This is a genomic window from Massilia sp. Soil_C_3, assembly GCF_057657035.1.
Genome location: NZ_JBDGJG010000012.1, coordinates 19,759 through 45,514, shown reverse-complemented (window position 1 = coordinate 45,514; position 25,756 = coordinate 19,759). Strand labels below are relative to the sequence as shown.

The following is a 25,756-nucleotide window of genomic DNA, read 5'->3' as shown; positions in this document are numbered from 1 at the left end:
CTTCGCTTGCCATGGGCTCCGTGCTCATGGCCGCTTCCTTCTGCCTGCCGGCCTCGGCCGCCGGCCAGAACACCGTCACCGTCAAGTCCACCCGCGACCCGGTCGACAAGTCCTACCGCAAAATGATCCGCGGCATGGAGCGCTTCGAACGCGAACGCGCCTTCGCCCCCAACGCCACCCTGCGCTTCCAGCTGCTGCCTCGCCTGCCATCGACGGACATGCGTGGCATCACGCTGCGCATCGCCGGCGACACCGTGTCGGTGCCGGTGCCTGTCGACGAGAACAATTTCTTCGTCCTGCCGCATCATGCACAAGCCCTGCAGGAAGACGCCGCCGTGATCGCCAGCCGCAAGACCGCCAGCATGACCTGGCGCGCGCGGATCGAAACTCCCGGCTTGCCTACCGGCACGCGGCGCCTGGGCGACCTGCGCCTGGAGTGCCGGGTCGGCAAGGAAGCCGGCCTGGTCTCGAACAGCTCGCCGCTGTTCGGCTGGATCTCGGATGCGCTGAACACGCCCGAGGGCGTGTGCACGAGCCCGGACGGCAACTACCTGTTCTTCGCCGAGCGGCCGATCTTCGCGGTCACGCTGCGCGCGGGCGAGCGGGTCGAAACATTACCTTTCAATATGCTGTACGCCGGCGGTGAGCAGACGCCCGACATGCTGCCCTTCTGCGATTGCCAGGTGCTGCTCGACCGCACTTATTACGTGCCGCTGTGGGATGCGAGCTGGCCCGACGACACGCTGGTCGAGTTCGAGTACATGGTCGATGCGCCGGACGGGGTGACGCCATGAAGCTGCGCCTCTTGCTGTGCTCGGCGCTGCTGGCGGGCTGCGCGACGCAACCGGCGCCACCGGGTTCCGTCGTCGCGGCCGAGCGGCTGTCGGCGACCGTGGTGGCGGGACGCACCACGAAGGCGGAACTGCTGGCGGCTTTCGGCCCGACGAAAAGCGTGCGCTTCGACAGCGGCTACGAAGCCTGGGTCTACCAGTCGCCCGCTGGCGGTGGACAATTTTCCGAATTCGTCGTCCTGGTCGATCCCTCCGGCGTCGTCAGCAAGACGCGCACACGCGCGCCATCAACACAGTGAACTGCCGGTGCGCCGGATTCATCGACAGTGTGTAGCACCTAACAAACATGATTCCCTAACTCTGCGAAGCTGATGGCAGGGCGATAACGCCACCTGTCCAAACACATTCACGGAGGAATCATGACGACGACTGCAAACGATAATTTCAACGACTGGCTGCGCGATGCGCACGCGATGGAAAAGCAGGCCGAGCAAATGCTGACCGCGCAGGCCGAGCGCCTCGAACACTATCCCGAGCTGCGCGCGCGCATCGTCCAGCACATCGACGAGACCCGCTGGCAGCACGGCGTGCTCGACGAAATCCTGGCCCGCCGCGGCACCGACAACTCGGTCCTGAAGGACATCGGCGCCCGTCTGGTGGCCTTCGGCCAGGCCGTGGGCGGCATGGCGGCCAGCGATGAAGTCGTCAAGGGCGCCATGGCCGGTTATGTGTTCGAGAACGTCGAGATCGCGAGCTATACCGCGCTGATCGCGGCGGCGAAATCGGTGGGCGATGCCGCGACCCAGGCACAGCTTGAACAGATCCTGGAACAGGAAAAGGCGATGGCGGCCTGGCTGCTGGATCACCTGCCGCAGATCACCCAGGCCTTCCTGGCACGCTCGGCCACCCCGGGCGTCGAAGCGAAGAAGTAATCGCACATAGTTGAAGCTGCCCATCTATTGGGTAGGACAATGGTTTGGCATGGTGCGTGTGCGCTGTTCCAAACCATTTTTTTGCGCCGGTGTCGAATTCTGGAGTGTTGCTTCGTCGTAGTATTCAGAGGACGTCCTCTACTACTGCTACATAAGGAGATCAACCATGGCCACCAGTACCGTTGAGCTGCACCGCGTATTCAAATCCACCCCGGAACGCCTGTTCCGCGCCTTTACCACTCCCGGCGCCTATGCAAAATGGCTGCCGCCCTATGGCTTCTTCGGCACCGTCCACGAGATGGATGGCCGGGTCGGCGGCCGCTACAAGATGTCGTTTACCAACCTCACGAACGGCCATAGCCATTCCTTCGGCGGCGAATACCTGGAGCTGGAGCCCGGCAAACGCGTGCGCTACACGGCCGAGTTCGACGACCCGCAAATGCCCGGCCAGATGCAGACCACGGTCGTGATGCGCGAAGTACTGTGCGGGGTCGAGGTCCATATCAAGCAAGAGGGCATTCCATCCCAGATCCCGGTCGAGCTGTGCTACCTGGGCTGGCAAGAGTCGCTCGAACAACTGGCGAAGCTGGTCGAACCCGAGATCCGGGACTGAGCTCGCGGGGCAGCCATGCGCATCGAGCATCTGCGGACCATGCTGTTGCTGTTCGGCGCCATGCTGATCGGCATGGCCCTACTGGCCTGCGGCGGCGGTGGCGGTAGCCCGGGCGTCACCGGCGCGGTCCCGCCACCGGCCAGCACCGGTTCGCTGGCCGTCAGCGCCAGCGGCTTGCCGGCCGGCGTCAGTGCCGCCCTGCGCGTCACCGGGCCCAACAACTACCTGCAAGACCTCACGCAGTCGCAAACCCTCGGCAACCTGGCGCCCGGCAGCTATAGCGTGTCGGCCTCTCCGGTGACGAGCGGCGGCGTCACCTATCAGCCGGCGCCGGCCTCGCAAGCGGCGACCATCAGCGCCGGCGTTACCACGACCGCCACGGTGAGCTATGGCAGCGGCCCGCTGAAACTCGTCACGACCCGGGTCGTCGCCGGGCTCGACAACCCGACCTGGCTGACCGCCCCGCCTGGCGAGCGCCGCCTGTTCGTCACCGAGCGGCCGGGCCGGGTGCGCATCGTCGAGAACGGCATCACGCGCGACCAGCCCTACCTCGACATCGGCACGCGCGTGTCCACCGAAGGCGAAGGCGGGCTGCTGTCGCTCGCCTTCGATCCGCAGTTCGAGCGCAACGGTTATTTCTACATCTACTACACCGACTTGCAGCGCAATATCGTAATCGAGCGCTTCAGCGCCGGCGCCACGTCGACGGCCGCCAATCCAACGTCCGGCCTGGTCATCCTGCGCATTCCGCATCCGACTTACCAGAACCATTTCGGCGGCCAGCTCGCCTTCGGCCCGGACGGCTACCTGTACCTGGGTACCGGCGACGGCGGCGGTGGCGGCGACCCGCAAGGCAATGCGCGCAACCTGGCCAGCCTGCTCGGCAAGCTGCTGCGCATCGACGTGGCGGGCGCTTCGGCAGCCCAGCCCTATGCGATCCCGGCCGGCAATCCCTATCGCGACGCGGCCGGGCGCCGCCCCGAAATCTGGGCTTTTGGCCTGCGCAATCCGTGGCGCTTCGCTTTTGATGCCAGCCAGCTCTACCTGACGGATGTCGGCCAGGACCTGCGCGAAGAAGTCAATATCGTCGGCACGGGCCAGGCCGGCCTGGACTATGGCTGGAACGTCCTGGAAGGCACGCAGTGCTACGCCGCCGCGACCTGCGAGCGCGCCGGCCTGACCTTGCCCGTGTTCGAATACGACCACGGCGCGAACGACGCCAACGGCTGCTCGATCACCGGCGGCTTCGTGTATCGCGGCCGCGCCCTGCCCGAGCTGGCGGGCCGTTATTTTTATTCCGACTACTGTGGCGGCTACCTGAAAAGTTTCCTTGTCACCGGCACCAGCATCGTCGAACAACGCGATTGGGAGATCGATGACATCGGCCCCGTCGTGTCCTTCGGCCAGGATGCCGAAGGCGAACTGTACTTACTCACGAGTGGCGGGGCCATCCATAAAATTGGACGCGGCGCCGCACAATGAGTTTAGAATAAAGAGATGGCACGCTTACAACTCAATCTTCCCGAAGACCAGTTTTACTATTCGACGCAGCTGACGGTAAGGGTCACGGACATCAACGCCGCCAACCACCTGGGCAATGAATCGATGATCGCGATGATCTCCGAGGCCAGGGCGCGCTTCCTGTTCGAGTTTGGCGTCGCAGAGACCGAGCGCGACGGCAATGGCATCATCGTCACCGACCTGGCCGCGACCTACCGCGCCGAAGCGTATGGACGCGACCAGTTGCTGTTCGAAGTCGGCGTCATGGATTTCAATAAATACGGCGGCGACCTGATCTTCCGCATCACCCGCCCGCGCGACAAGACCCTCATCGCCATGGCCAAGTCCGGCTTCGTCTTCTACAACTACAAGTCCAGCCAGGTTTGCTACATGCCGGAAGACTTCCGCAATAAATTCGAACGCGTGAACTGGATCGACTGAGTCGGCCAAACCCCATGAGCACGCCCCGTCCCGGTTTCCGGCACGGGGCGTTTTGTTTTCTAAAAAAAGTGGGAACTTTTTGAGGCCCCCGGCGGAATACAAGAAAAGAAGACTGCCATGACCTTGACGACAGAACAACTTGACACCGAACTGCTGCGCCAGGTCCACGCCGGACAGGCCGATGCATTCACGGCGCTGTACCGGCGGCACCAGGGGCCCTTGTACCGCTATGCGCTGCTGCGCTGCGGCTCGGGCGAGGCGGCGGCCGACATCGTGCAGGAAGCCTTTATGGGGCTGCTGACGGGACGGCTCGGCTACGACCCGCTGCGCGGCCAGCTGCAGCACTTCCTGTTCGGCGTGGCGCGCAACCTGGCGCTCAAGCTGGACGAAGCGCGCCAGCGCCATCCGCAGTTGCCCGAGCTCTCGGACGATGACGGCGACCTGGAGCTGGACACTGCCAGCGACGCCGCCGGACCGCTGGCGCGGCTGCTCGGCAACGAAATGGCGGAAGAAGTGCGGCGCGCATTGTCGCTGCTCCCGCCGCACTACCGCGATCCGGTGATCCTGTACGAGCTGCACGACCTGTCGTACCAGGAAATCGCCACCGTCTGCCAGGTGGACATCGGCACCGTGCGCTCGCGGCTGGCGCGTGGCCGGGCGGCGCTGGCCAAGCGGTTGCACGGGTTGCAGAGCGCACCGCCGCACGATGCGCATCTCGCATGAAGCCACAGATGCTGAAGGAAGAATGATGAATAACCACAACGACATTCCCGACCCGCTACTCGCCACCGGCTTCGCCGCGCTGCGCAGCGAGCTGGCCGGACACGACGCGCCACGCTGCGTGGAAAAGGAATTGATGCAGGCCTTCGCCCGCCAGTTCCCCAAAAAGCAGCCCTGGTACCGCAAGCTGTCGCTGCCCCAATGGGGCACGGCCGGCGCCCTGGCATCGATGTGTGGGGTGGCGCTGCTGCTGGCGCTGTCGCCACACCAGGCGGTCACGATCGGCACGCCGGTGATCGGCTTTGACGACGGCGCCGCCTTCATCGCCCTCGAATCGCTGGAACGGATCGAAAGCGAACCCTATACCCGGGTGGTCGAAGCCGAGCTGCCGCAGAGCGCGCTGGCGCCGCTGGGCATGCCGCTCAATCCGCAGACCGCGGGCGAGACGGTGCGCGCCGAAATGCTGGTGGCGCAGGACGGCCATCCCCTGGCGGTGCGCCTGAGCGCCGTCAACTGACACGATTGACTGTGAGGACTGTATGAATACCAGGAACATCCTGATCGCCACCCTGCTGGCAACCGCCTTTGCGCCGGCATTGGCAGAGGACTATACGATCGACCAGGGCAGCGACGGCGAACGCCGCATCGTGATCCGCCAGGGCACGGTGACACTGCCGCCCGGCCAGCAGGCCGCGCAGCGCGCCGGCGACAGCGCCAGCCTGGCCGCATCGATGCTCAGGATCTCGAGTTCCGGCATCGTCAAGAACGCGCCCTACAGCGCCGAAGCGGTCTCGGAGAGCATGCAGCGGCTGGCGGACGGCAACCAGATCGTCAACACCTCGCGCTCGATGCAGTATCGCGACGCCGCCGGCCGCACCCGCACCGAGGTGCACGGCGACGACGGCGAGGTGCGCACCGTCACCATCAGCGACCCGGTCGAAGGCGCGCGCTGGATCCTGAATCCGCAGCGCAAGAGCGCCACGCGCCTCGACATGAAGTCCGAGCTGGCCCGGGCCGAAGCGGATGCGGCGCGCGCCGCAGCGACGCAAGCCCGGATCGCCGCGGCCCAGGCCCGCGCCCAGGCCGAAGGCGCACGCGCCATCGCCGACCAGCAACGGCGCGCGGCCGACCAGACACGCGAGCGCATCGACCAGCTGCGCAAGGAAGGCAAGCTGCCGGAGGGCACGCACGTCATCGTCAAGGACGTCCAGCGCGGCCTGGACGCGACCGAGGTGAGCGTGCGCGTCGCCCAGCCGGCCGCTGCGGCCATGCCGGCGGCGCGGGCGATGTCGGCCCAGATCGCGCCGATGATCATCGGCGCTGTCAACGACGGCAAATGGTCGGCCAAGGCGGTCACACGCGAACTGGGCGGACGCGATTTCTCGGGCGTGCGCGCCGAGGGCAACCAGCGCAGCTACACGATCCCGGCCGGCGAGATCGGCAACCGCGCGCCGATCGAGGTCAGCAGCGAAACCTGGTATTCGCCCGAGCTGCAGGTGACGGTGTACCACAAGCGCAGCGACCCGCGCAGCGGCGACGTGGTGTACCGGCTCGACAAGCTCAAGCGCAGCGAACCGCCTGCCGCCCTGTTCAGTGTTCCATCGGACTATACGGTGCGCGATCCGCACAAGGTGAGCAGCACCAGGACGGGCGGCAAGGACGATTAACGGCCAGACGGCCAAGCAACCATTTTCCGTCGGCCCCAAAACGTCGTTACTGCCACTGGCAGTAACGACTCCCCGCGCAGGCGGGGACCCAAGTGCTGCAAACGTCGTCGCAACGCTTGCAAGATTGGGTCCCCGCCTCCGCGGGGACGACGTGCTGATGATAACGACAGAGTTGGCGTTATCGGCTCATAAGAGACATCAACCCCTCAACTCCCCCGCTTCTTGGCCAGGATAGTCTCGTCGAACCACTCATCAATCATGCGCTTCTCGGCACGCAGGCTGTCGTTATCCGACATGCGGTTGATGCGCTGCATATAATTCATGTCGGCCAGGCGTGCATCGCCGCCCTTGAGCACCTGCCCGTTCTGGGTCAGCGAATAACGCAGGTTGATGATCGGCCAGTCCGCCGTGCCTTTCAGGATGCGCAGCTCGCGGCCGCCGCGGAAGTTCGGGTACTCGCGGCCTGCGAGGTCGATGTCGGTGACGTCGATCGTCAGGTCCTGGCCTTCCGGCAGCTGGGCGCCCAGCTTGGTGAAATAGTCGCTCAAGTCCTTGAGCACCTGCTCGCGCTCCCATGGCGCGAAAGGCAGGTCGGCAAATTTATCGGATTCGATGTAATTCACGGTGACGCCGGCCGACGCGGCGCCGGCTGTCAGCGCGAACAGGCCCGCGCAGGCCGTTTTCATCAGTAATGATTTCATCGCTGTAGCTCCTCGGATCGCTTTTATCGTTCGTATTGCATTGAAATATACGCCGCTTCGTGCAGCCGTGCTCGTCTCGAATCGTCGTAGTTTGTATCCAAATGTTAGGCCCCGCACATGCCCAATAGATGGTGATGGATGAGAATGGCACAAGGGAGAATGCCATGCCGGAAGGTCCATCGCTCGTCATCTTGAAGGAACAATCGGCCCGTTTCGTGGGCCAGGCCATCGTGCGCGCCGGCGGCAACGTGCGCGCCGTCGACCCGGAGCGGCTGGTAGGCCAGCGCATCGTCGGCCTGCATACCTGGGGCAAGCATTTTCTGATCGAAACGCCCGACCTCGTCCTGCGCATCCATTTTTTGCTGTTCGGCACCTACCGCATCGACGAGCGGCGCGACAAGGAACCGAGGCTGTCGATCGAGACGCAAGACGGCGGCGAAATGAATTTCTATGCCTGCGCGGTCCGCGAGATCGACCGCGCGACCTTCGAGGCCTACGATTTCAGCGCCGACGTCATGTCGGACAGCTGGGATCCGAAACAGGCGCGCAAGAAGCTGCGCGCGCAACCCGAGCTGCTCGCCTGCGACGCCCTGCTCGACCAGGACATTTTTTCCGGCGTCGGCAACATCATCAAGAACGAGGTGCTGTTTCGCATCCGCGTCCATCCGCTGTCGACCATGGGGGCGCTGCCGGCGCCCAAGCTGCGGGCCCTCGTCGATGAGGCGCGCCAGTACAGCTTCGATTTCCTCGGCTGGAAAAAAGCGTTCGTGCTCAAGCAGCACTGGCTGGCCCATGCCAAAAAGATCTGCCCCCGCTGCGATATTCCTTTTAAAAAAGCTAATCTCGGCAATACACAACGGCGCGCCTTTTATTGCGAACGTTGTCAAAAACTCTATGCCTGAAGCGTGCTGTCTACTGCCTGCAACAGACCTCTCACTTTCGGCAGAGTAGCTGTTACATTGTCGCTGCACAATTTCAATATTGCCTGTTGTTAAGGGTCATGTGTCGTACTACAATCGACTTGACTCTGGGCTACGTTTGCGTTCAGAAATTGCATGTCCAGACAACTTTTCCTACGATATCGGATTCGTCTATGTCCTTCCTGTCTTCCGCTGCGCCCAAGCTCGCACCCTGGAAAGTATTGCTGGTCGATGACGAACCCGACATCCACGACATTACCAAGCTGACCCTGGCGCGCTTTCGCCTCGACGGCCGTGCGCTATCCTTCGTGCATGCCTACAGCGGCGCCGAGGCGAAGGAAGTGCTGGCGCGCGAGAAGGACATCGCGCTGGTCTTCCTAGACGTGGTGATGGAGCGCGAGGACAGCGGCCTCGAAGTGGCGCGCTGGATGCGCCAGGAGCTCGACAATCAATTTACCCGCATCGTGCTGCGCACCGGCCAGCCGGGCCAGGCGCCCGAGGAGCGCGTGATCGTCGACTACGACATCAACGACTACAAGGAAAAGACCGAGCTCGACCGCACCAAGCTGTTCACCACCACTTTCGCCGCCCTGCGCGCCTACCGCGACATCATGAAGGTCGAGGAAGCGCGCCGCGTGCAACAGACCTATCGCGAAGGCCTGGAACGGGTGATCGCGGCCTCCGCCCACATCTTCCAGCAACGCAACCTGAAGGACTTCGCCAACGGCCTGCTGCAGCAGGTGGTGGCCCTGCTGCGCCTGGAGCAGAGCATGCTGCTGCGCCTGAAGGCGGCCAGCGTGATCACCGGCACCAGCCAGTACGAGGTACTGGCCCAGATCGGCGAGATGGGCGAGGAAGAGATCGGCCCAGAACTGCTCAGCCAGCTGGACGACGCGCGCCACAACCGCATCTCGCGCCTGCACGGCGACACCTATGTCGGCTACTTCCCGAACAATAGCGGCAAGGCCTCGCTGCTGGTGCTCAAGGGCGTGGACGAGATATCGGACATCGACGCCCAGCTGCTCGAGGTGTTCTGCTCGGGCGTGGCGATCGCCTTCGACAACATCCTTCTCAATCAGGAAATCACCGATACCCAGGCCGAGCTGATCCTGCGCCTGGGCGACGTGGTCGAATCGCGGTCGCACGAGGCGGGCAACCACGTGCGCCGCATGTCCCAGGTCTGCCACATGCTGGCCCAGGCTTCGGGCATGCCGGAAGACGAGACGGCGGTCTTGATGCATGCCGCGCCGATGCACGACGTGGGCAAGATCGCCACGCCCGACGCGGTGCTGCTCAAGCCGGGCAAGCTCACCGAAGAAGAGTGGGAAATCATGAAGCAGCACCCGACCATCGGGCTGCAGATCCTGGACGGCTCGCAACGCCCGATCCTGAAGGCGGCGGCGGTGATCGCCCACCAGCACCACGAGAAGTTCGACGGCAGCGGCTATCCGCAGGGGCTACGCGGTGAAGACATCCACCCGTATGCGCGGATCGTGGCGGTGGCCGACGTGTTCGATGCGCTGAGCCACAAGCGCTGCTACAAGGATGCGTGGCCGCCGGCGAAAGTGACCGAGCACCTGCGCGAGGTTGCGGGGCACCATCTGGATCCGAAGTATGTCGATCTGCTGATCAAGAATATGGATAAGGCGTTGGCGATCAATGAGAAGTGGCCGGATTGATGTCGTGGCTCGGATGGCGCTGAACTGAACCGCAATAACTGTTAGCGATATCCAAGCTTGAGCATGCTTGATATTGGCGATGCAAGCTGATTGCTCCAGAGGTACCGAGCTATGTTTTAATGGCAACGATGAAGAGCAAGCACATTGAACGGAAGCTCTGGTACGAGGACAATGGCCGGGTTACCACGACTCAAGCTGAGACCCTCCACCGCTTAGAGCCTTTGATCATTCTCGGTGAAGCGGGAATGGGGAAGACTTCACTTCTCCACTGGATTGCCCATTCTCCGGACTATGTGCTGTGCACAGCCCGCAGTCTTATTAATCATCCGGCCCCGCGACAATTCCTAGGCTCGTTCCGAGTTTTAGTGGTCGATGCGATCGACGAGGTCAGTGCTCATAAGCATGGGGATGCTGTCGATTTAGTGCTTGGCCGCCTGGCTGATCTTGGGTTCCCGCGTTTTATCTTGTCTTGCCGGGTGGCGGACTGGCGCAGTGCTACGGCAGTGGAAGGCATTCGCGGACAGTACGCATGCAATCCCCTGGAGATGCATCTTGTTCCTTTTGACGAGGACGACTCCGTCGACTTCTTGAGCAGTCTCGTTGGAACAGCTAAGGCGCGAGAGGTCGTTGCCCACTTCAACTCGCGAAACCTGCACGGCATGCTCGGCAACCCGCAAACACTGGAGCTGCTTGCGAAGGTTTGCAATAGCGGGCCCCTTCCTGAATCCAATAGTGCGCTCCTTGAGCGTTCGATCGACGTGTTGCGTGTCGAGCATAACGAACGCAAGGCCGAACCACAATTAGCTAAAGAGATTGCGCTTGCAGCAGCGGGGGCCGCAAGCGCCGCTTTGATTCTCAGCGGTAGCGACGTTATCAGCCGTAAAGCGGCGGCATATATCGGTCCTGACGAGCTTTCCCTTACTGACGTGCGTTTCCTGCCTGGCGCCGAAGAAGTCGACGTAATGCTTGGTACTCGACTGTTCACGGCGGATGGCACAGATCGATTTCGTTACTGGCACCGGCGAATTGGTGAATACCTTGGAGCTCGCTGGCTGACAAAGTCGGCGAATACGCCCCGCAAGCGCAGGCGGATGCTTTCAATGTTCCATGCCCGAGGTTTGGTCCCCGCGAGCCTTCGTGGCATCCATGCTTGGCTCGCACTCGACGCAGAATTCGCCCCAGCCGTCATCGACGCTGACCCTACGGGCCTGATCGAATATGGCGACCCCAGCACCCTGCTTCCCGCTCACACCACAAGGTTGTTGAAAGCACTGGAACGTGTCGCGGAATCCGACCCGGGTTTGCTTTGGAATCGGGGAGATATCTTGCTGGACGGTATCGCGCAACCTGCGATGCTCGATGATTTGCGTAGGCTGATCACGTCCGAAGGCACTGCCTTCGGCCTGCGCATGCTCATTCTCCGAGCGCTGAAGGATGCGCCAACAGCCACGCAACTCGTCAGCGAACTACGTGACCTCGTGTTCGACGCAAATATGGCCTTTGCGTGCCGAAAGTCCGCAGGCCAAGCTCTCGTGCCACTTATGGCCAGCGATGACTGGTCCCAGATGATGACTCGGCTGCTGGACCAAGGCGATGAGCTGTCGGTACGTCTGGCAATCGAGCTGATGGAGGAAATCGGCTATCAACATTTTAGTGACGAGCTGATTGTCGACTTGGCGGTTTCATATGCGACCAAAGAAAGCCAGACGGTCGGAGTGCTCTACGTGTTGGAACGCCGGCTTCCTGACGGTCGGCTGGACGGCATTCTCGATAAACTCGCTGCCAAAGCGTCTGCACTTGGTGAGCCGTCTGAACATCGAGACGGCTATGAACTGAGCGAGTTTGCCTATCACTTGCTGTCACGGCGCATTGCTGGTGCGCCAGCGCAGGCCGATCGGCTGTGGTCCTGGATCCAGCATTTTGACGAGAGTGACGGCTATCAAAGAGAAACCCGGGCCGTGCTTGCCAAGCACTTACAGGAAAATCAAGAGCTGCGGCGTGCGATACAAAGGCTCGTGATTCTAGATCTCCCAGGAGAAGCGACGCCATGGGAACGGTTCTGTCGCATGACCGATCGTTCAAGTGGCCTAGCACCAACCCCGGACGACGTGATCGTCTTACTACAGGCACTCGACCAGACATTCAAGGATGACATGCGTTGGAAAGATGTTGTGCAGATGGCCCGGCATGATGGTGAGACCGGCGCAACAGTGCGGGCTGTAGCGCTCCCGTTCGCAGAGCATCGGCCAGACCTGCTGCAATGGCTAATGCGACTTGCAGAGCCTCCGAGTTGGAAACGCGAGAACGACCTGCGCGCAGAACGTCACAGGACGAAATTCCTTGCCCAACGTACGAAGATGCGGGCTCATTACAAAGAGCATATCGCGCGCGTGCGCACTGCAGACTACGGAGCGCTCATTGGACCAGCCAAGGCTTATCTCGGCTTATTCAGTGACATCAACGAACAGACCTTGCCATCGCATGAGCGCATTGCCGACTGGCTTGGCGCCGACATTGCTGCAGCTGCCTCCTCCGGTTTCGAAGCCTACCTAGTCGACGGACCGAGCACGCCGACGGCAGATGAACTGGCCGCCAGCTTCGCGCAGTCTCAGTGGAGGGATTCCATTCTCATCATTATCGTCGCGCTCGCCGAGCGCGTACGACAGGGCGCAAGACTGGCGGATGTCAGCGACGACCGGCTGCTCGCGGCTCTCTTTGAATTGATGCGCATCAGCTATAAGCACAATGCAACGATTGATACCCTGGAACAGGCCGTGGAAGCTGAAGTAAAAGCACGAGGACTCTGGCTGAGCGCAATGCGCAAGTACCATGAGCCCCAGCTAGAGGCCGGGTTGACGCGCATATCAGGCCTCTATTCCCTGATGCGGGGCAAGGATGTCGCTTTTGCGAATCAACTCGCGGCCGAATGGCTCACGCGCTTTCCTCAAATTGCTGCCGAGGTGGAAGAAGAACTTGTCGACCGACTTATACGGTCCAATCGTTATGAGGAGCTCCGTACACACCTGTCTGAGAGACGCAACCTGGACGACGAACGACGCCGACGCAATTGGGTCGCGATCGGCCTGATTGTGAGGTTTATCGAAACAGCTGCAGAGCTGACCGGGCGCCCCCTCCCACCTGAATTAATCTGGCATGTACGTGATCGTTCAGGTGGAGAAAGACCCTCCATTCCTTTTGAGACGAACCAGCTCGAATGGCTAATCACGACATTCCGCTTGCTTTGGCCCGCCGCGCATCGGCCTGACGGCGGAACGTGGGGAGACACAAATCCGTGGGACGCCAGCGACTACGTCACCTCGCTGATCAAGAGACTTGGCAATGAACCGAGCACCGCTGCGGCGCAAGCTATCTTACGGCTTCGCGATGCACCGTCAGATGGTTACCTCGACACAATCAAAATGGTCGCCACGGAGCAAGCGCGGCTGCGCGTCGAGACGTCATACTCGCCACCAACGCTCGAGGCGATCACCGCAATCACGCGTGATACGGCGCCTGTCACGATGCCGGATCTGCAGCAATTTATGTTGGAAGAGCTCGATGTTGTGCAACGCATGGTATCCAGTGACGACGTTGAGTCCTGGCGTGGCTTCTATGATGGAAATCACATTCCCCAGAATGAGGAATGGTGCCGCGATCACTTATTGCTGTTGCTACGCCAAATGTGTCGCGATGTCATACTGACGCCGGAGGTTCACGTTGGCGGGGATAAGGAAGTGGACATTGGGTGTGCGGTCGGCATGCTGAGAATGCCCATCGAAATCAAGTGCCAATGGCATCGCGACCTGTGGCACGCGGCTGACTCTCAGCTCGACAAATTTTATTCGCAAGATTGGAGTGCCGAGGGGCGTGGTATCTACTTGGTACTCTGGTTTGGTCACCAGGACGATCCATCCAAACGGTTGCGAACACCCGGTCGAGAACGCGCGATACCAACCAGCCCTCAAGACCTTCAACAGCTGCTGACCTCCTCCAGCCAAGCGGCACTGAACGATCGAGTTGCGGTCATGGTGATGGACCTAAGCCGCAGCCGACCGCTCAGCTAAAGATTCGAGCAATCTGCCGCAAGTAAGCACTACAGCACAACCAATTTGCTATTCAAACTTCTATTCTTCTGACTCCCTGATCGTTGCCTACCCCCGCATCAGAATTTTCGCAACCATTGTCGCTGTGTCGTTTTTATAATCACTGTTCGCCAATGCGAGGACGCGCGACCTGATGTCTTCTGGTGACCAAAAAAAGAATGCCTTTTCCGTGAGGTAGTCGCGTACCTCTTTCGATAGCGCCTTCTGTATTTTCCCGCATGCAAGGCCGAGCCGGATAGTAGTACCCTCGTTACCCATACCTAAATCTAGCAAATCTGATAGCATGTCGACCAGTCATCGGCCGATCCGTCACATGTAACGACAAAGCCCGATTTGCCATCTGGAGTAGTGATGGGTTTAACTCCAGCTGCACATCCTGTCAAAATCAGCAGTACCCCAGTAATTGTCAATTTTTTCATTGTTCTTCTATCGTTTCTCTCTGCTGACTACCGGCCAGCTGCCGGGCGCTCGCGACGCTATTCCGCATCAGTCAGACTCTTCGTCATCGACCACTGCTGAGCCACCGAAATTTTCGCCCACCAGGACGCAAGCGACGGCCGCTGGCATTCGTTCTTGAATCATTATTAATTGGATTTTTCGTGGGCGCTTTGAATAAGCCTGCTCGATCAGAAAGAAGTGGGGTTCATAGTCATGGTGGACCAGTCGGCGGATGCAAAGTCTCCTTCTGGCTTGAATGAATGCCAACCTGCCAATACGGTTTCAGGCAGATCTGTCGTACCTTGGTCAGCGATACCGTCAATAAGCAAAATTTTCATATTTTTCTCCGATCACCAGACCACGCTGAAAAATCCTCTTGCACCCCGTCGAAAATAGCCGGACAGATTTAACAATAAAACCCGGACCTTTTAGACAGAGCGGCCTCCGGCCTGTTTTTCATCGCTCACTCTTGCGCTGCGACTGCGGAAACCGCAAGTGATACCGCAACCCCTCCCCCGGCGCACTCTCCACCCTCACCGTCCCACCCAACGCCCCGGTCACCAGGTTGTACAGGATATGCGCCCCCAACCCGCTCCCCCCCGTCCCCCGCTTGGTGGTAAAAAACGGATCGAACAGCTTGTCCAGCGTGTCCTTGTCCATCCCCGCCCCGTCGTCGGCATAGTCGAGCACCACCCAACCATCTTCTTCGACCGCCGCCCGCACCGCGATATTGCCCGGCTGATCGCGCTCAAACCCGTGCACCAGCGAGTTCATCACCATATTGGTGACGATCTGCGACACTGCCCCCGGATAACTGTCCAGCACCAGGTCCTTCGGACAATCGACCTCCACCTTCACCGGCCGCCCTTTCAGCTTCGGCTGCAATGACAGCAGCACTTCCCGCAGATAAGCATCGAGATTGAAGCTGCGAATATCGCCCGACGACTGGTCCACCGCCACCTGCTTGAAGCTGCGCACGAGCGCCGCGGCGCGCTGGGTATTGGTGGTCATGATGCGCAGCGACTGGTCGACCACGTCGAAGAAGGTGGCCAAGCTCTCTTCGGTCATCTCCCCCGCCGCCAGTTCCTCGCGCGTGAGCTTGAGTTCCTGCACCAGGTGGCTGGTCGCGGTCACGCAAATGCCCAGCGGGGTATTGATCTCATGCGCCACGCCCGCCACCAGGCGTCCCAGCGACGCCAGCTTTTCCTGGCGCACCAGTTCCGACTGCGCCTCTTGCAGCGCATGCAGGGCGTCGTTCAGCGCCGCATTCTGCTGCTCGAGTTCCTGCTTGGCCTTGCGGATCTTGCGGTCGGCCTGCATGCGCGCGATCGCCACCGCCACGTGGCTGGCCATGAAGGCCAGCAAATCCAGGTCGGCCTTGGTATAGACGATCGCCGGATCGTAGCTCTGCACCACCAGCACGCCATACGGCTTCTCGTGGACGAGCATCGGCGCCCCCATCCAGCTCGCGATCTCGGTATTGCCGAGAGGCTCGGTGACGATGCCGTTGGCCACCAGTTGGCGGAAGCTGCCCAGGTCGTGCAACTGCGCCTGCTTGCTCGACAAGACGTAGGAGCACATGGCCTTGCCGAACGGGAAGCGCTGCAGCGAGGGCGCGCTGTCCTTCTGGTCGACGAAATACGGGATGCTGATCTCTTGCGTATCCGGGTGGTAGAGCGCGATCAAAAAATTGTCGGCCACCATCAGCTCGCCGATGATCTCGTGCAGGCTGGCGCTGAGCAGATCGGTGTCGAGCGCCTGGGCCGACAGGTCGGCGATCTGGTACAGCGCATGCTGCACCTTCTCGGCGCGGCCGCGCTCGGCGACCTCGTGTGCGAGGGCCGCGGTACGCTCCTGCACCGCGCGCTCCAGCCGGTCCATGCTCTGCAGGCCCTGCAGCGCGTTGGACACGTGGTTGGCGATCAATCCAAACAGCGCCTGGTCTTCCGCACTGTAGGTCTCTTCGGGGGAATAGCTCTGGATGACGATCGCCCCCAGCGCCTGGTGATTCTGGTCCAGCAGCGGGCAAGCGACGAAATGTTCCGGCACGCTGCCATCGCCCCAGCGCCCGCTATTCTTCAGGCGTTCGTGGAAATCGGCCGCCGTCAGCACCAGCGTCTGGCGGTTGAGCAGCACCCAGGCGGTCGGCGACTGCTCGGGCGAGGCCAGGGTTATACGCTCTTCTGGATCACGACTCCCGTCGGCCTCGTCGACGAAATAGGGAAAGCGCACCGTACCGTCTTCGCGGTCGGCCAGTGCGACGTAGAAATTGGCCGCATACATGATGCGGCCCAGCGCCCGGTGCACGGCCTCGATGAAGGCGGTGATGTCGCTGCAGCTGGTCGATAATTGCCCGATCTCGAGCAGCATCGACTGGACCGCTTCCAGCCGGTCAAGACGTTCCATGCTTCCCCCACGTAATCAATAAATGCGCAGAGGAAATAGTAGCAGTTTGCCGCCTGCCGCAGCGGTCTACGGCGAGTAAATGTGGCTTTTCAGCGCGGGGCGCGGAAATCGTTCTCGATCCAGGCCAGGGCCGAAGCCTGGGTCAGCTTGAAGGTCGGGGCCACCCGCACCTTCGCCACCTGCTCGCCCATCTCGTCCGTCGCGGCCAGCATGGCATAGGGGTCGTCGTCGTCCGGCACGATGTCGAGCGTCACTTTCAGTTCGCCCTCGCCGGTCGACACGAACAGATTCTTGTGCAGGATCGCGTGCATGTGCTGCTCGTGGCGGCGGATCACCTCGGACGCGGTCTTGATCAGCGTATTGAAGGCATTCACGTCGAGCGGCTTCGGGTTCTTCTTGTCGCGGCCCATGGTCCACGGGCCGACCAGCGCCGGTTCCGGCTCGCCGTCCTTGTACATCGCCACCGCCCAGCCTTCGTCATCGTCGTTCTTGATCACGCGCGCGGTCCAGCCATTGCCCTGCCACAGGCGGGGTTCCTGCACCGGACCGGTGTCCTGCTCTTCGTCGTCGTGATCGTGGGTCTGGTCGTTCATCTGCTTCCTTCGGCGGGCTCGCGCCCAAAACCTCGATCATAGATGAAACGGGACCCATGAAAAAGCCCGCACAGGCAAGCAGCGCGGGCTTTTGTGGACTGACTCGACAATATCAGGCCGGACAGTCGTCGACGATGCGCGGACAGCGCCAGTCGGGGCCTGGCGGCGGCACGATCGGGGGACCCACGGGGATAGGCCGCGGGTCGCCGTTTGGCGCCGGCGTATGCCGGTTGAACGGGTTGATGATGATCGGCGGTATCGCGGGCGGCGCCGATGGCGGATTCTTGGCGCCGCCGCCGGCGTGGGCAAGGCCGCCCCGGATTCCATGAAAGACAGCGTACATAGGCTCCCCCTGTAACAGAGAGAACCAGTATAGGAAACGCGACAGGCATTACAAGCAAAAAAATTGCCGGCAGTTCTGCCCAGCCCGGCCTATGCACCTTTCGTCCCGCAAAACGTGCGGCCTGTCGCACACCGGTGGCCGCGCCGCGTGTGGAAGCATACAGTTCGAGCATGCAAGAACAAAACGCTGAACCGACTACTACCCCAACCGCGAGGACCGCCATGAAAAAATACGCCCCCTACATCATCCTGTTCCTGTTCGCCGCGCTGCTGTTCAACAGCTGGGGCAATGACATGACGGTGAACTTCGACGGCGACGAGATCGACGGCCCGCTGGGCTGGATGCTGGCCACCCTGTTCGCGGGCGGCGGCGCCTTGCTGGCGCTGTTCATCACCATCATGGTGGGCGCGCTGCTGGCGGTGATATTCGCCGGCGTCGGCGTGATGCTGCTGGGCTCGCTGGGCATCGGCGCCATCGTTCTGGCCCTGGCCATTTCGCCGCTGCTGCTGCCGCTCGTGATTCCGGTGGCCCTGGTCTGGTACCTGGTGAGCCGTCCGCGCAAGGTCAGCCTGGAAAAGACCGCCACTGCTTGAGATAGCTGCGCGAAGACCGCGCCGCTAGCGATCACGCGTCGGCGGCGAAGCCGCCTCGCCGGCCGCGCCAACCCTACGCCGGGCTTGTCCCGGCCTTTTTATGCCTGCTTGCGCGCCACGTATTGCTCGTAGCCGCGCGCGCGCAGGGCGCAGGCCGGGCAGGTGCCGCAGCCATGGCCCCAGGGATGCGCGTCGCCACGCTCGCCCAGGTAGCAGGTGTGGGTGTCGAAGCGGATCAGGTCCACCAGCGTGTCGCCGCCCTCCTGCTGCGCCAGTTCCCAGGTCTGCGCCTTGTCGATCCACATCAGCGGGGTCTCGACCTTCAGGCGCGTCGCCATGCCCAGGTTGAGCGCCACCTGCAGCGCCTTCATGGTGTCGTCGCGGCAGTCCGGATAGCCCGAGAAGTCGGTTTCGCACATGCCGCCCACCAGCACGTTCAGGCCGCGCCGATAGGCCACCGTGGCCGCCACCGTCATGAACATCAGGTTGCGGCCCGGCACGAAAGTGTTCGGCAAGCCGTTTTCCTGCATGGCGATCTCAACATTGCTGGTCAAAGCCGTGTCAGAGATTTTCGAGATCAGGGACAGGTCGATCATGTGGTCGTCGCCCAGGCGCGCGTCCCAATCGGGATTGAGCGCGCGCAGTTTCGATAGCAGGGTTGGGCGCACCTCCAGTTCGATCGCGTGGCGCTGGCCATAATCGAAGCCGATCGTCTCGACTCGCGCATAGCGCTGCAGCGCCCAGGCGAGGCAGGTGGTGGAGTCTTGGCCGCCGCTGAACAGGACAAGCGCGGTGTCGGAAGATGGAGTGGTCATGATGTGAAAGACAAGAACTGTGATCGATAAGCGGGGCATTCTGTCACAGATTGCCGGCACCGTGTGCGAGCCGGTCCGAGGCGCACGTACAACATTCCGTGGCGGCATCGACTTTGCCAATCAGTTAAGATGCGAACGAGTATTCTCAGTGGAGCGCCATGTTGTTACCTCGATCGATTTCCCGCCTGCGTCCCTCCTCCCAGCTCGTTCGCCATGCGCTGACGGGATTGGGCGCATTGTTTTTCGCCACCGCCGCGTACGCACAAGCTACGCCGGAAAACGCGCAGGCGGTCGACTACACGGTACGCATCGATGCCCCTCGCGCACTGGAAGAACTGCTCGAAGATAACCTCGACCTGATGCGCTGGCGCGGCAACGCGCGGGTCGACCTCGAACAATTGCAACGGCTCGTAAAAGAAGCGCCCGAGCAGGCGCGCACCCTGATCGCCACCGAGGGCTATTACTCGCCCAAGGTCTCGGCCGGCTTGGATACCAGCGGCGAGCGGCCGGTGGCGCGCGTGATCGTCGATCCCGGCCAGCCGGTGCTGGTGGGCGACGTCGACCTGGTGCTGCAGGGCTTCGCCCCGTTCGAGCAGGGCGGCGCGCCGTTCGACGCCAATGCCCTGCGCAACCGCTGGACCCTGCCGGTCGGCAGCCAGTTCCGCCAGGGCGACTGGGAAGGAGCCAAGCGCGGACTGTTGCGCGACGTAGCGCAGACGCGCTTCCCGCGCGCGCGCCTGGTCGAGACCAGCGCCACGGTCGACCCGGACTCGCGCCGCGCCCTGCTGCGCGTGGTGATCGACTCCGGCCCCGAGATGCGCTTCGGCGAGCTGCGCATCCGCGGCCTCAAGCGCTATCCGCGCGAGGTCATCACCAACCTCAACAAGATCAACCCGGGCGACGAATACAGCGAAGCCGCCCTGCAGGCCCTGCAGTCGCGGGTGCAGGACACCGGCTACTTCAACAGCGTCGAGGTCAGCACCGATATGCGCGCCGTGCTCAATGCCGAGATCGCCGACATCAAGGACGATGACGACGACGACGCCAACCCGGCCACGCCGCAGCCGCCGACCGGCCCGACCGTGCTGCCGGTGGTGGTGCGCGTGAGCGAGAACAAGCAGAAGAACGTCGAGGCCGGCGTCGGCTTCTCGACCGACACCGGCGCCCGCGCCTCGCTGGGCTACGACGACCTGAACGTGTTCGGCAAGCGCTTCAAGAGCGACCTGATCTACGAACAGAAACGCCAGACCGCGAAGGGCGAATTCTTCTGGCCGACCTCGTCCAAGGGCCATAACGACAGCGTCAGCGCCGGCGTCGAGCGCGAAGACGTGCGCGGCGAGATCACCACCCTGGCCAGCGTGGCCGCGCGCCGCACCTGGGGCTCGCCGCTGCTCGAGCGCAGCCTGACCATCGAGGCGCTGACCGAGAAACGCGAAGTCGAGGGTCTCGAGCCCACCCGCGCCAAAAGCCTGCCGCTCACCTACAGCATCACCCGGCGCAAGCTCGATAGCCTGATCCAGCCGACCAACGGCTATGTGTGGAACGCCCAGTTCGGCGGCGCCGTGCTGCCGATCCTGACCGACGAAAAATTCCTGCGCCTTTACCTGCGCGGCATCTATTACAAGCCGGTCGGCGCCGCCGGTTCGCTGATCCTGCGCGGCGAGACCGGCGCCGTGGCCTCGAAAGAGAAGCTGGGCGTGCCGAGCACCTTCCTGTTCCGCGCCGGCGGCGACCAGTCGGTGCGCGGCTACGGCTACCAGGAACTGGGCGTGCAAGAAAACGGCGCCACCGTCGGCGGGCGCTACCTGGCCACCGCCAGCGCCGAATACCAGTACTGGTTCAAGCCGCCCTGGGGCGTGGCCGTGTTCTACGACGTCGGCAATGCCGCCGACAAGTTCGGCGACCTCAATCCCAAGTCGGGCTACGGCGTCGGCGCGCGCTGGCGCAGCCCGGTCGGCCCGATCAATGTCGACCTGGCCTATGGCCACGCGGTGCGCAAGGCGCGCCTGCACTTCTCACTCGGATTCACGTTCTGATGGATACACCTGACAACCACCAGGCGCCAGCGCCTGACCAGCAAGAGGCGCCTAAGACCCGCCGCTGGCCGCGCCGCGTGGCGATCGGCGTCGTCGCCACCGGCGTCATCGTCGGCGGCACGCTGTGGTATCTCGGCCGCGAGACCACCCTGCAAATGATCGTCCAGCGCGTGGCCGACGCCACCGGCGGCAAGCTCACCGTCCTAGGGGTCACCGGTTCGATCTACGGCGCCATGCACATCGAGCGCCTCGTGTGGCGCACCGACGAACAGATCGTCACGGCGCTCAAGATCGACGTCGACTGGTCGCCGTCGCAGATCCTGTCGGGCGGCATCCTGGTCGACAAGCTGTGGGCCGCCAGCGTGCGCATGCAGACGCTGAAGGAAACCGACGAACCGTCGGTGCTGCCGGCGAGCCTCGCGCCGCCGTTCCGGATCGAGGCCGACGATGCACGGCTGAACCGCCTGACGATGGTGAACATCGCCGGCGCCGAAACGACGATCGACAATATCCGCGTGCGCGCCAAGGGCGACAAGCGCAGCTGGGTGGTGCAGGATGCCGCGGCCAGCACGCCCTGGGGCCAGGTGGCGGCCAACGCCACGCTCGGCGCCCAGCGTCCGTTCAAGATCGACGCCTCGGGCAGCCTCACGCAATCGCAGGCCAGCGCCGGCGCGCGCGCCGCCCAGCTACAGCTGAAGGTGGGCGGCGACATCGAGAACGCGACCCAGATCGACGCCACCGGCCAGGCCGGGCGCGCCATCGGCGACGCCCATTTCACCATCTCGCCCTACGCCGAGATTCCGCTGCGCGCGCTGCGCATCAACGGCCGCAACCTCGATCCGGGCTTCTTCAACCCCGCCCTGCCGACCGCCGACCTGACCCTGGCCGTGGCCGGCAAGCTGGACGCCAACCGCAATATCAGCGGCAGCGTCGACATCACCAATAGCGGGCCGGAAGGCACGATCGACCAGCAACGCCTGCCGCTGCGCTCTGCACGCGGCCAGTTGGGCGGCAGCCTGGACGCGGTGCGGATCTCGGACGTGCTGCTGGACTTCGGCGCCGCCGGCAAGTTCACCGGCACCGGCGGCGTCCAGCGCGAGAAAGACGAAGAAGGCATCGGCACCGCGCGCTTCGCGCTGCAGACCGAGCGTTTCAACCTGCGCGAGGTGCATTCGGCGATGAAGCCGACCGCGATCAAGGGTTCGGTCGCCGTCACCAATGAAGCCACACGCCAGACGCTCGAGGCCAATCTGGCCGACGCCGGCCTGCGCCTGTCGGCCCTGGCAACGCTGGAAAACAACGTCGCGACGCTCAAGGAAGCGCGCCTGAACGCGGGCCGCGGCAGCGTCACTGCCAGCGGCAGCATGAACCTCGAGGGCGACAAGGCCTTCAAGGCCACCGCCAGCGCAAACCGCTTCGACCCGTCGGCCTTCGGCGACCTGCCCGTGGCCGACATCAATGCCACGATCAATGCTTCAGGTGCGCTCAGCCCCGAGTGGAAGGTTGACGCCGACTTCGCCGTGCGCCAGAGCCGCCTGATGAACCAGGCGCTGTCCGGCAGCGGAAAATTGAGCGCGGATGCGAAACGCATCAGCGGCATCGACGCCAACCTGGCGCTGGGCCAGAACAAGGTCGACTTGAAGGGTGCCTTCGGCGGCGCCGGCGACCGCCTCAACTGGCGCCTCGACGGCCGCCAACTGGCGGCGGTGCGCAGCGACCTGTATGGCGCGGTCATCGCCAACGGCGTCGTCAGCGGCACCATGGAAGCGCCGCGCACCACCTTCGAGGTCAACGCGCAAGACCTGGGCTGGGTCGCGGCCCAGCGCAAGAACGGCAGCGGCGTGCTGCGCGCCAGCGGCGAAGCCTGGCTCGGCGGCGCCGAGGGCGCGCGCGCGGTGGAAGTCAAGGCCAGCGGCAGCACCCAGCGCTTCAACCCTGCGGCCTTCGGCTCTCCGCTGGCCGGCAACATCAACTCGACCTTCAGCGGCAGCGGCCGCGCCGGCGCCGACTGGCGCGGCGCGCTCGATTTCAAGCTGGCCGACGATTCGACCCTGGCCAACTCGCCGCTGCGCGGCCATGCGCGCCTCACGGCCGACCGCCGCCATGTGTCCAATGCCGACGTCGACCTGCGCATCGGTCCGAACGTCATCGCCGCCAACGGCGCCTTCGGCCTCGCCCGCGATGCGCTCAACTGGAAGATCGACGCGCCGCAGCTGGCGGCGCTCGGCCCCGAGTTCGGCGGCGTGCTGCGCGGCTCGGGCGTGTTGTCCGGCACCATGGACACGCCATCGCTGACCGCCACGGTCGAGGGCCAGAACATCAGGGCGCTGGGCACGCACAATGTGCGCTCGCTGCGTGCCAGCGCCAACCTGGGTTCGGGCCGCGGCGCGGCCGATCCGCTGGTCAGCAACGTCGAAGTGCTCGACTACGTCAGCGGCGAGACCCGCGTGGCCTCGGTGCGCCTGCAAACCGAGGGCACGCGCGGCCAGCACGCCGTGAAACTGTCGGCCCTGGGCGAAGCCTTCGATGCCAACACCGAGATCCGCGGCGGCTTCAACCGCGACACCTGGAGCGGCACCCTGGCCGCGCTGCAGAACCGCGGCCGCTACGCCATGCGCCTGCAGAATCCGGTGCCGGTCACGATCGCCGGCGCGCCGGGTTCCGGCCTGGGAGGCCTGGCCAGCCCGGAGCGCATCGCCTTCAACGGCGCCGTGATTGCGCTGCCGAACGGCAGCGTCACGGTCGACACGCTCACCAAGGATGGCCCGCGCTGGAGCAGCCGCGGCCACGCCGACAAGGTGCCGCTCACTTATCTCGCGCAGTTCTCGCCGGCCCTGGCCGACAATGCGCGCGGCGACCTGACGCTGGGCGCGGCCTGGTCCGTGGACATGCGCGCGCCTGTCGCCGACGGCGCCGCGCCTTCGCTGGCCGGTAACGTGCGCGTGTTCCGCGAAGCCGGCGACGCCATCGTCGGCGGCGACACGCCGGTGCCGCTCGGCCTGCGCCGGCTGGAAGCGTCCGCCGAAGTGGTCGGCAGCAGCCTGCGCGTGAACCTGGACTTCGACGGCGCCCGCACCGGCGTGGGGAAAGTCGAGGCCAACGCCCAGATGCTGGGCGGCCGCCTCGAGCGCGACAGTCCGCTGCGCATGACGGCCAACGCCGACATCCCGTCGATCGCCTGGCTGGCGTCGCTGGCCGGCCAGCCGGGACTGGAACTCGATGGCGCGCTGCGCCTGGCCATGACGGGCAGCGGCACCATCGGCAGCCCGAGCCTGAACGGCAACCTCGATGGCGACAAGCTCGCGGTGCGCTGGGCCGAACAGGGCGTGCGCCTGCAGAACGGCGAGTTGCGCGCCCAGCTCGGCGGCGACCAGCTGCGGGTGGAACGCCTGACCTTCCAGGGCCGCCAGGGCAGCGCCGCCGCCAGCGGCTTCGTGCGCTTCGCCGACGGCGCGCCGACCATGGACCTGCGCCTGAACATGCAGAAGCTCGAAGCGCTCTCGCGTCCGGACCGCACCCTGATCATGAGCGGCCAGGCTTCGCTGGTGCGCGACGCCAGCCGCTTCGCGCTGGAGGGTAAATTCCGCGCCGACCGCGCGCTGATCGAATTCGCGCCGCAAGGCACGCCGACCATCTCGGACGACGTGATCGTGCTGGGCCGCGGCGCCGAGAAGAAGACACCAACTACCAAGGAAAAGGAAGTGCCGCTCACGGTCGACCTCGCGGCCGACCTGGGCGACGACTTCCACGTGCGCGCCATGGGCATCGACGCCTACCTGGCCGGCAATGCGCGGGTGCGCATGACGGGCGCCGGCCAGCCGCGCATTAATGGAACAATTCGGGCTGTCAATGGCACCTACGCCGCCTATGGCCAGAACCTGTCGATCGAGCGCGCGGTGCTGACCTTCAGCGGCCCTTACGACAACCCGTCGCTCGACATCCTGGCGGTGAGGAAGCGCCCGGAGGGCGAGCAGCTCTCGGAAACCAATGTCGAAGCGGGCGTGCAGGTGCGCGGCACCGCGCAGTCGCCCACCGCGCGCCTGGTATCGACGCCGAACGTGTCGGACAGCGACAAGCTGTCCTGGCTGGTGCTGGGGCACAGCATGGAAGCGGCCAGCGGCGACCAGAAAGGCGTGCTGACGGCGGCCGCCGGCGCCCTCCTGGGCGGCAGCGGCGGCACCGGCGGCATCCAGTCAAAGATCGCCAACTCGCTGGGCGTCGACGAACTGGGACTCAAGCAGGGCGCCGGCGGCGGCGATTCGTCGGGTCTGGAAAGCACCGTGGTCACGGTCGGCAAGCGCATCTCGTCGCGCGCCTACCTGAGCTTCGAGCAGGGCACCAGCACCGCCTCGAGCCTGGTGCGCCTGCGCTACAAGCTCACGCCGCGCATCGCGCTGCAGTTCCAGACCGGGACCAATAGCGCGCTCGACGTGCTGTATTCCTGGGCCTTCGACTAAGGACGCGG

Annotated in this window: 21 protein-coding genes; 15 read left to right on the top strand and 6 right to left on the bottom strand. The window is 63.7% G+C overall.

Annotation, left to right across the window (positions count from 1 at the left end):
- Positions 1 to 11: 11 nt before the first annotated feature.
- The 9 genes from AC3A6F_RS22530 to AC3A6F_RS22490 all read left to right on the top strand — a co-directional run bounded on the left by AC3A6F_RS22530 (position 12) and on the right by AC3A6F_RS22490 (position 6,664).
- Positions 12 to 794, top strand: a complete 783-nt coding sequence (locus tag AC3A6F_RS22530) for a hypothetical protein (RefSeq protein ID WP_487685259.1) — start codon at positions 12 to 14, stop codon at positions 792 to 794.
- Complete coding sequence (locus AC3A6F_RS22525) at positions 791 to 1,090, top strand: hypothetical protein (protein WP_487685256.1); 300 nt, start codon at positions 791 to 793, stop codon at positions 1,088 to 1,090. The genes AC3A6F_RS22530 and AC3A6F_RS22525 overlap by 4 nt, the downstream gene beginning before the upstream one ends.
- A gap of 120 nt (positions 1,091 to 1,210) precedes the next feature.
- On the top strand, positions 1,211 to 1,723 hold the full coding sequence (locus AC3A6F_RS22520) for a ferritin-like domain-containing protein (protein WP_487685254.1): 513 nt from the start codon (positions 1,211 to 1,213) through the stop codon (positions 1,721 to 1,723).
- 166 nt (positions 1,724 to 1,889) lie between these two features.
- Positions 1,890 to 2,336 carry an SRPBCC family protein gene (locus tag AC3A6F_RS22515; protein ID WP_487685251.1) on the top strand — a complete coding sequence of 149 codons (447 nt, stop codon included), beginning with the start codon at positions 1,890 to 1,892 and terminating at the stop codon, positions 2,334 to 2,336.
- Between the two features lie 15 nt (positions 2,337 to 2,351).
- Positions 2,352 to 3,818 (top strand): PQQ-dependent sugar dehydrogenase, encoded by a 1,467-nt coding sequence (locus AC3A6F_RS22510; protein ID WP_487685248.1) that lies wholly within the window; start codon positions 2,352 to 2,354, stop codon positions 3,816 to 3,818.
- 15 nt (positions 3,819 to 3,833) lie between these two features.
- On the top strand, positions 3,834 to 4,277 hold the full coding sequence (locus tag AC3A6F_RS22505) for a thioesterase family protein (protein WP_123068576.1): 444 nt from the start codon (positions 3,834 to 3,836) through the stop codon (positions 4,275 to 4,277).
- Between the two features lie 117 nt (positions 4,278 to 4,394).
- Entirely contained in the window at positions 4,395 to 5,000 is a 606-nt protein-coding gene (locus tag AC3A6F_RS22500) for an RNA polymerase sigma factor (RefSeq protein WP_487685245.1), read from the top strand.
- Between the two features lie 25 nt (positions 5,001 to 5,025).
- Positions 5,026 to 5,514 carry a hypothetical protein gene (locus tag AC3A6F_RS22495; protein WP_487685242.1) on the top strand — a complete coding sequence of 163 codons (489 nt, stop codon included), beginning with the start codon at positions 5,026 to 5,028 and terminating at the stop codon, positions 5,512 to 5,514.
- A gap of 22 nt (positions 5,515 to 5,536) precedes the next feature.
- The gene (locus tag AC3A6F_RS22490; RefSeq protein WP_487685239.1) at positions 5,537 to 6,664 is read left to right on the top strand and encodes a hypothetical protein; all 1,128 of its coding nucleotides are present in this window, start codon (positions 5,537 to 5,539) and stop codon (positions 6,662 to 6,664) included.
- A gap of 206 nt (positions 6,665 to 6,870) precedes the next feature.
- Here AC3A6F_RS22490 and AC3A6F_RS22485 read toward each other — a convergent pair whose 3' ends face one another.
- Positions 6,871 to 7,365, bottom strand: coding sequence for a DUF3016 domain-containing protein (locus tag AC3A6F_RS22485; protein WP_487685236.1), 495 nt, complete (start codon positions 7,363 to 7,365; stop codon positions 6,871 to 6,873).
- 164 nt (positions 7,366 to 7,529) lie between these two features.
- Between AC3A6F_RS22485 and AC3A6F_RS22480 the strand changes: the two genes are divergently transcribed.
- From AC3A6F_RS22480 to eruA, 3 genes are all read left to right on the top strand, one after another.
- The gene (locus AC3A6F_RS22480; protein WP_487685233.1) at positions 7,530 to 8,267 is read left to right on the top strand and encodes a DNA-formamidopyrimidine glycosylase family protein; all 738 of its coding nucleotides are present in this window, start codon (positions 7,530 to 7,532) and stop codon (positions 8,265 to 8,267) included.
- A gap of 191 nt (positions 8,268 to 8,458) precedes the next feature.
- The gene (locus tag AC3A6F_RS22475) at positions 8,459 to 9,964 is read left to right on the top strand and encodes a DUF3369 domain-containing protein (RefSeq protein ID WP_487685230.1); all 1,506 of its coding nucleotides are present in this window, start codon (positions 8,459 to 8,461) and stop codon (positions 9,962 to 9,964) included.
- A 128-nt stretch (positions 9,965 to 10,092) separates the two neighbouring features.
- Positions 10,093 to 14,028: an NACHT domain-containing antiphage protein EruA gene (gene eruA, locus AC3A6F_RS22470; protein ID WP_487685227.1), complete on the top strand. Its 3,936-nt coding sequence runs from the start codon at positions 10,093 to 10,095 to the stop codon at positions 14,026 to 14,028.
- Between the two features lie 665 nt (positions 14,029 to 14,693).
- On the opposite strand, the gene AC3A6F_RS22465 is transcribed toward eruA, so the two are convergent.
- The 4 genes from AC3A6F_RS22465 to AC3A6F_RS22450 all read right to left on the bottom strand — a co-directional run bounded on the left by AC3A6F_RS22465 (position 14,694) and on the right by AC3A6F_RS22450 (position 17,847).
- A complete protein-coding gene (locus tag AC3A6F_RS22465; protein ID WP_487685224.1) occupies positions 14,694 to 14,843 on the bottom strand; it encodes a hypothetical protein in 150 nt (49 codons plus the stop codon).
- Positions 14,844 to 14,961: 118 nt separating this feature from the next.
- Positions 14,962 to 16,911 (bottom strand): GAF domain-containing sensor histidine kinase, encoded by a 1,950-nt coding sequence (locus AC3A6F_RS22460; protein WP_487685221.1) that lies wholly within the window; start codon positions 16,909 to 16,911, stop codon positions 14,962 to 14,964.
- Between the two features lie 89 nt (positions 16,912 to 17,000).
- A complete protein-coding gene (locus AC3A6F_RS22455; RefSeq protein ID WP_487685218.1) occupies positions 17,001 to 17,504 on the bottom strand; it encodes a hypothetical protein in 504 nt (167 codons plus the stop codon).
- Positions 17,505 to 17,616: 112 nt separating this feature from the next.
- Entirely contained in the window at positions 17,617 to 17,847 is a 231-nt protein-coding gene (locus AC3A6F_RS22450) for a hypothetical protein (protein ID WP_320475287.1), read from the bottom strand.
- A gap of 221 nt (positions 17,848 to 18,068) precedes the next feature.
- Here AC3A6F_RS22450 and AC3A6F_RS22445 point away from each other — a divergent pair, with 221 nt between their 5' ends.
- A complete protein-coding gene (locus AC3A6F_RS22445) occupies positions 18,069 to 18,440 on the top strand; it encodes a hypothetical protein (RefSeq protein WP_487685215.1) in 372 nt (123 codons plus the stop codon).
- A 98-nt stretch (positions 18,441 to 18,538) separates the two neighbouring features.
- On the opposite strand, the gene queC is transcribed toward AC3A6F_RS22445, so the two are convergent.
- On the bottom strand, positions 18,539 to 19,255 hold the full coding sequence (gene queC / locus AC3A6F_RS22440) for a 7-cyano-7-deazaguanine synthase QueC (protein ID WP_487685212.1): 717 nt from the start codon (positions 19,253 to 19,255) through the stop codon (positions 18,539 to 18,541).
- 236 nt (positions 19,256 to 19,491) lie between these two features.
- Here queC and AC3A6F_RS22435 point away from each other — a divergent pair, with 236 nt between their 5' ends.
- Positions 19,492 to 21,291, top strand: a complete 1,800-nt coding sequence (locus tag AC3A6F_RS22435) for an autotransporter assembly complex protein TamA (protein ID WP_487685209.1) — start codon at positions 19,492 to 19,494, stop codon at positions 21,289 to 21,291.
- Complete coding sequence (locus tag AC3A6F_RS22430; RefSeq protein ID WP_487685206.1) at positions 21,291 to 25,748, top strand: translocation/assembly module TamB domain-containing protein; 4,458 nt, start codon at positions 21,291 to 21,293, stop codon at positions 25,746 to 25,748. The genes AC3A6F_RS22435 and AC3A6F_RS22430 overlap by 1 nt, the downstream gene beginning before the upstream one ends.
- Positions 25,749 to 25,756: the final 8 nt, after the last annotated feature.

Bases quoted from the DNA above. Each gene is read 5' to 3' on its own strand.
- AC3A6F_RS22530 (WP_487685259.1), top strand. From the start codon at position 12: ATGGGCTCCGTGCTCATGGCCGCTTCCTTCTGCCTGCCGGCCTCGGCC.
- AC3A6F_RS22525 (WP_487685256.1), top strand. From the start codon at position 791: ATGAAGCTGCGCCTCTTGCTGTGCTCGGCGCTGCTGGCGGGCTGCGCG.
- AC3A6F_RS22520 (WP_487685254.1), top strand. From the start codon at position 1,211: ATGACGACGACTGCAAACGATAATTTCAACGACTGGCTGCGCGATGCG.
- AC3A6F_RS22515 (WP_487685251.1), top strand. From the start codon at position 1,890: ATGGCCACCAGTACCGTTGAGCTGCACCGCGTATTCAAATCCACCCCG.
- AC3A6F_RS22510 (WP_487685248.1), top strand. From the start codon at position 2,352: ATGCGCATCGAGCATCTGCGGACCATGCTGTTGCTGTTCGGCGCCATG.
- AC3A6F_RS22505 (WP_123068576.1), top strand. From the start codon at position 3,834: ATGGCACGCTTACAACTCAATCTTCCCGAAGACCAGTTTTACTATTCG.
- AC3A6F_RS22500 (WP_487685245.1), top strand. From the start codon at position 4,395: ATGACCTTGACGACAGAACAACTTGACACCGAACTGCTGCGCCAGGTC.
- AC3A6F_RS22495 (WP_487685242.1), top strand. From the start codon at position 5,026: ATGAATAACCACAACGACATTCCCGACCCGCTACTCGCCACCGGCTTC.
- AC3A6F_RS22490 (WP_487685239.1), top strand. From the start codon at position 5,537: ATGAATACCAGGAACATCCTGATCGCCACCCTGCTGGCAACCGCCTTT.
- AC3A6F_RS22485 (WP_487685236.1), bottom strand. From the start codon at position 7,365: ATGAAATCATTACTGATGAAAACGGCCTGCGCGGGCCTGTTCGCGCTG.
- AC3A6F_RS22480 (WP_487685233.1), top strand. From the start codon at position 7,530: ATGCCGGAAGGTCCATCGCTCGTCATCTTGAAGGAACAATCGGCCCGT.
- AC3A6F_RS22475 (WP_487685230.1), top strand. From the start codon at position 8,459: ATGTCCTTCCTGTCTTCCGCTGCGCCCAAGCTCGCACCCTGGAAAGTA.
- eruA (WP_487685227.1), top strand. From the start codon at position 10,093: ATGAAGAGCAAGCACATTGAACGGAAGCTCTGGTACGAGGACAATGGC.
- AC3A6F_RS22465 (WP_487685224.1), bottom strand. From the start codon at position 14,843: ATGAAAATTTTGCTTATTGACGGTATCGCTGACCAAGGTACGACAGAT.
- AC3A6F_RS22460 (WP_487685221.1), bottom strand. From the start codon at position 16,911: ATGGAACGTCTTGACCGGCTGGAAGCGGTCCAGTCGATGCTGCTCGAG.
- AC3A6F_RS22455 (WP_487685218.1), bottom strand. From the start codon at position 17,504: ATGAACGACCAGACCCACGATCACGACGACGAAGAGCAGGACACCGGT.
- AC3A6F_RS22450 (WP_320475287.1), bottom strand. From the start codon at position 17,847: ATGTACGCTGTCTTTCATGGAATCCGGGGCGGCCTTGCCCACGCCGGC.
- AC3A6F_RS22445 (WP_487685215.1), top strand. From the start codon at position 18,069: ATGAAAAAATACGCCCCCTACATCATCCTGTTCCTGTTCGCCGCGCTG.
- queC (WP_487685212.1), bottom strand. From the start codon at position 19,255: ATGACCACTCCATCTTCCGACACCGCGCTTGTCCTGTTCAGCGGCGGC.
- AC3A6F_RS22430 (WP_487685206.1), top strand. From the start codon at position 21,291: ATGGATACACCTGACAACCACCAGGCGCCAGCGCCTGACCAGCAAGAG.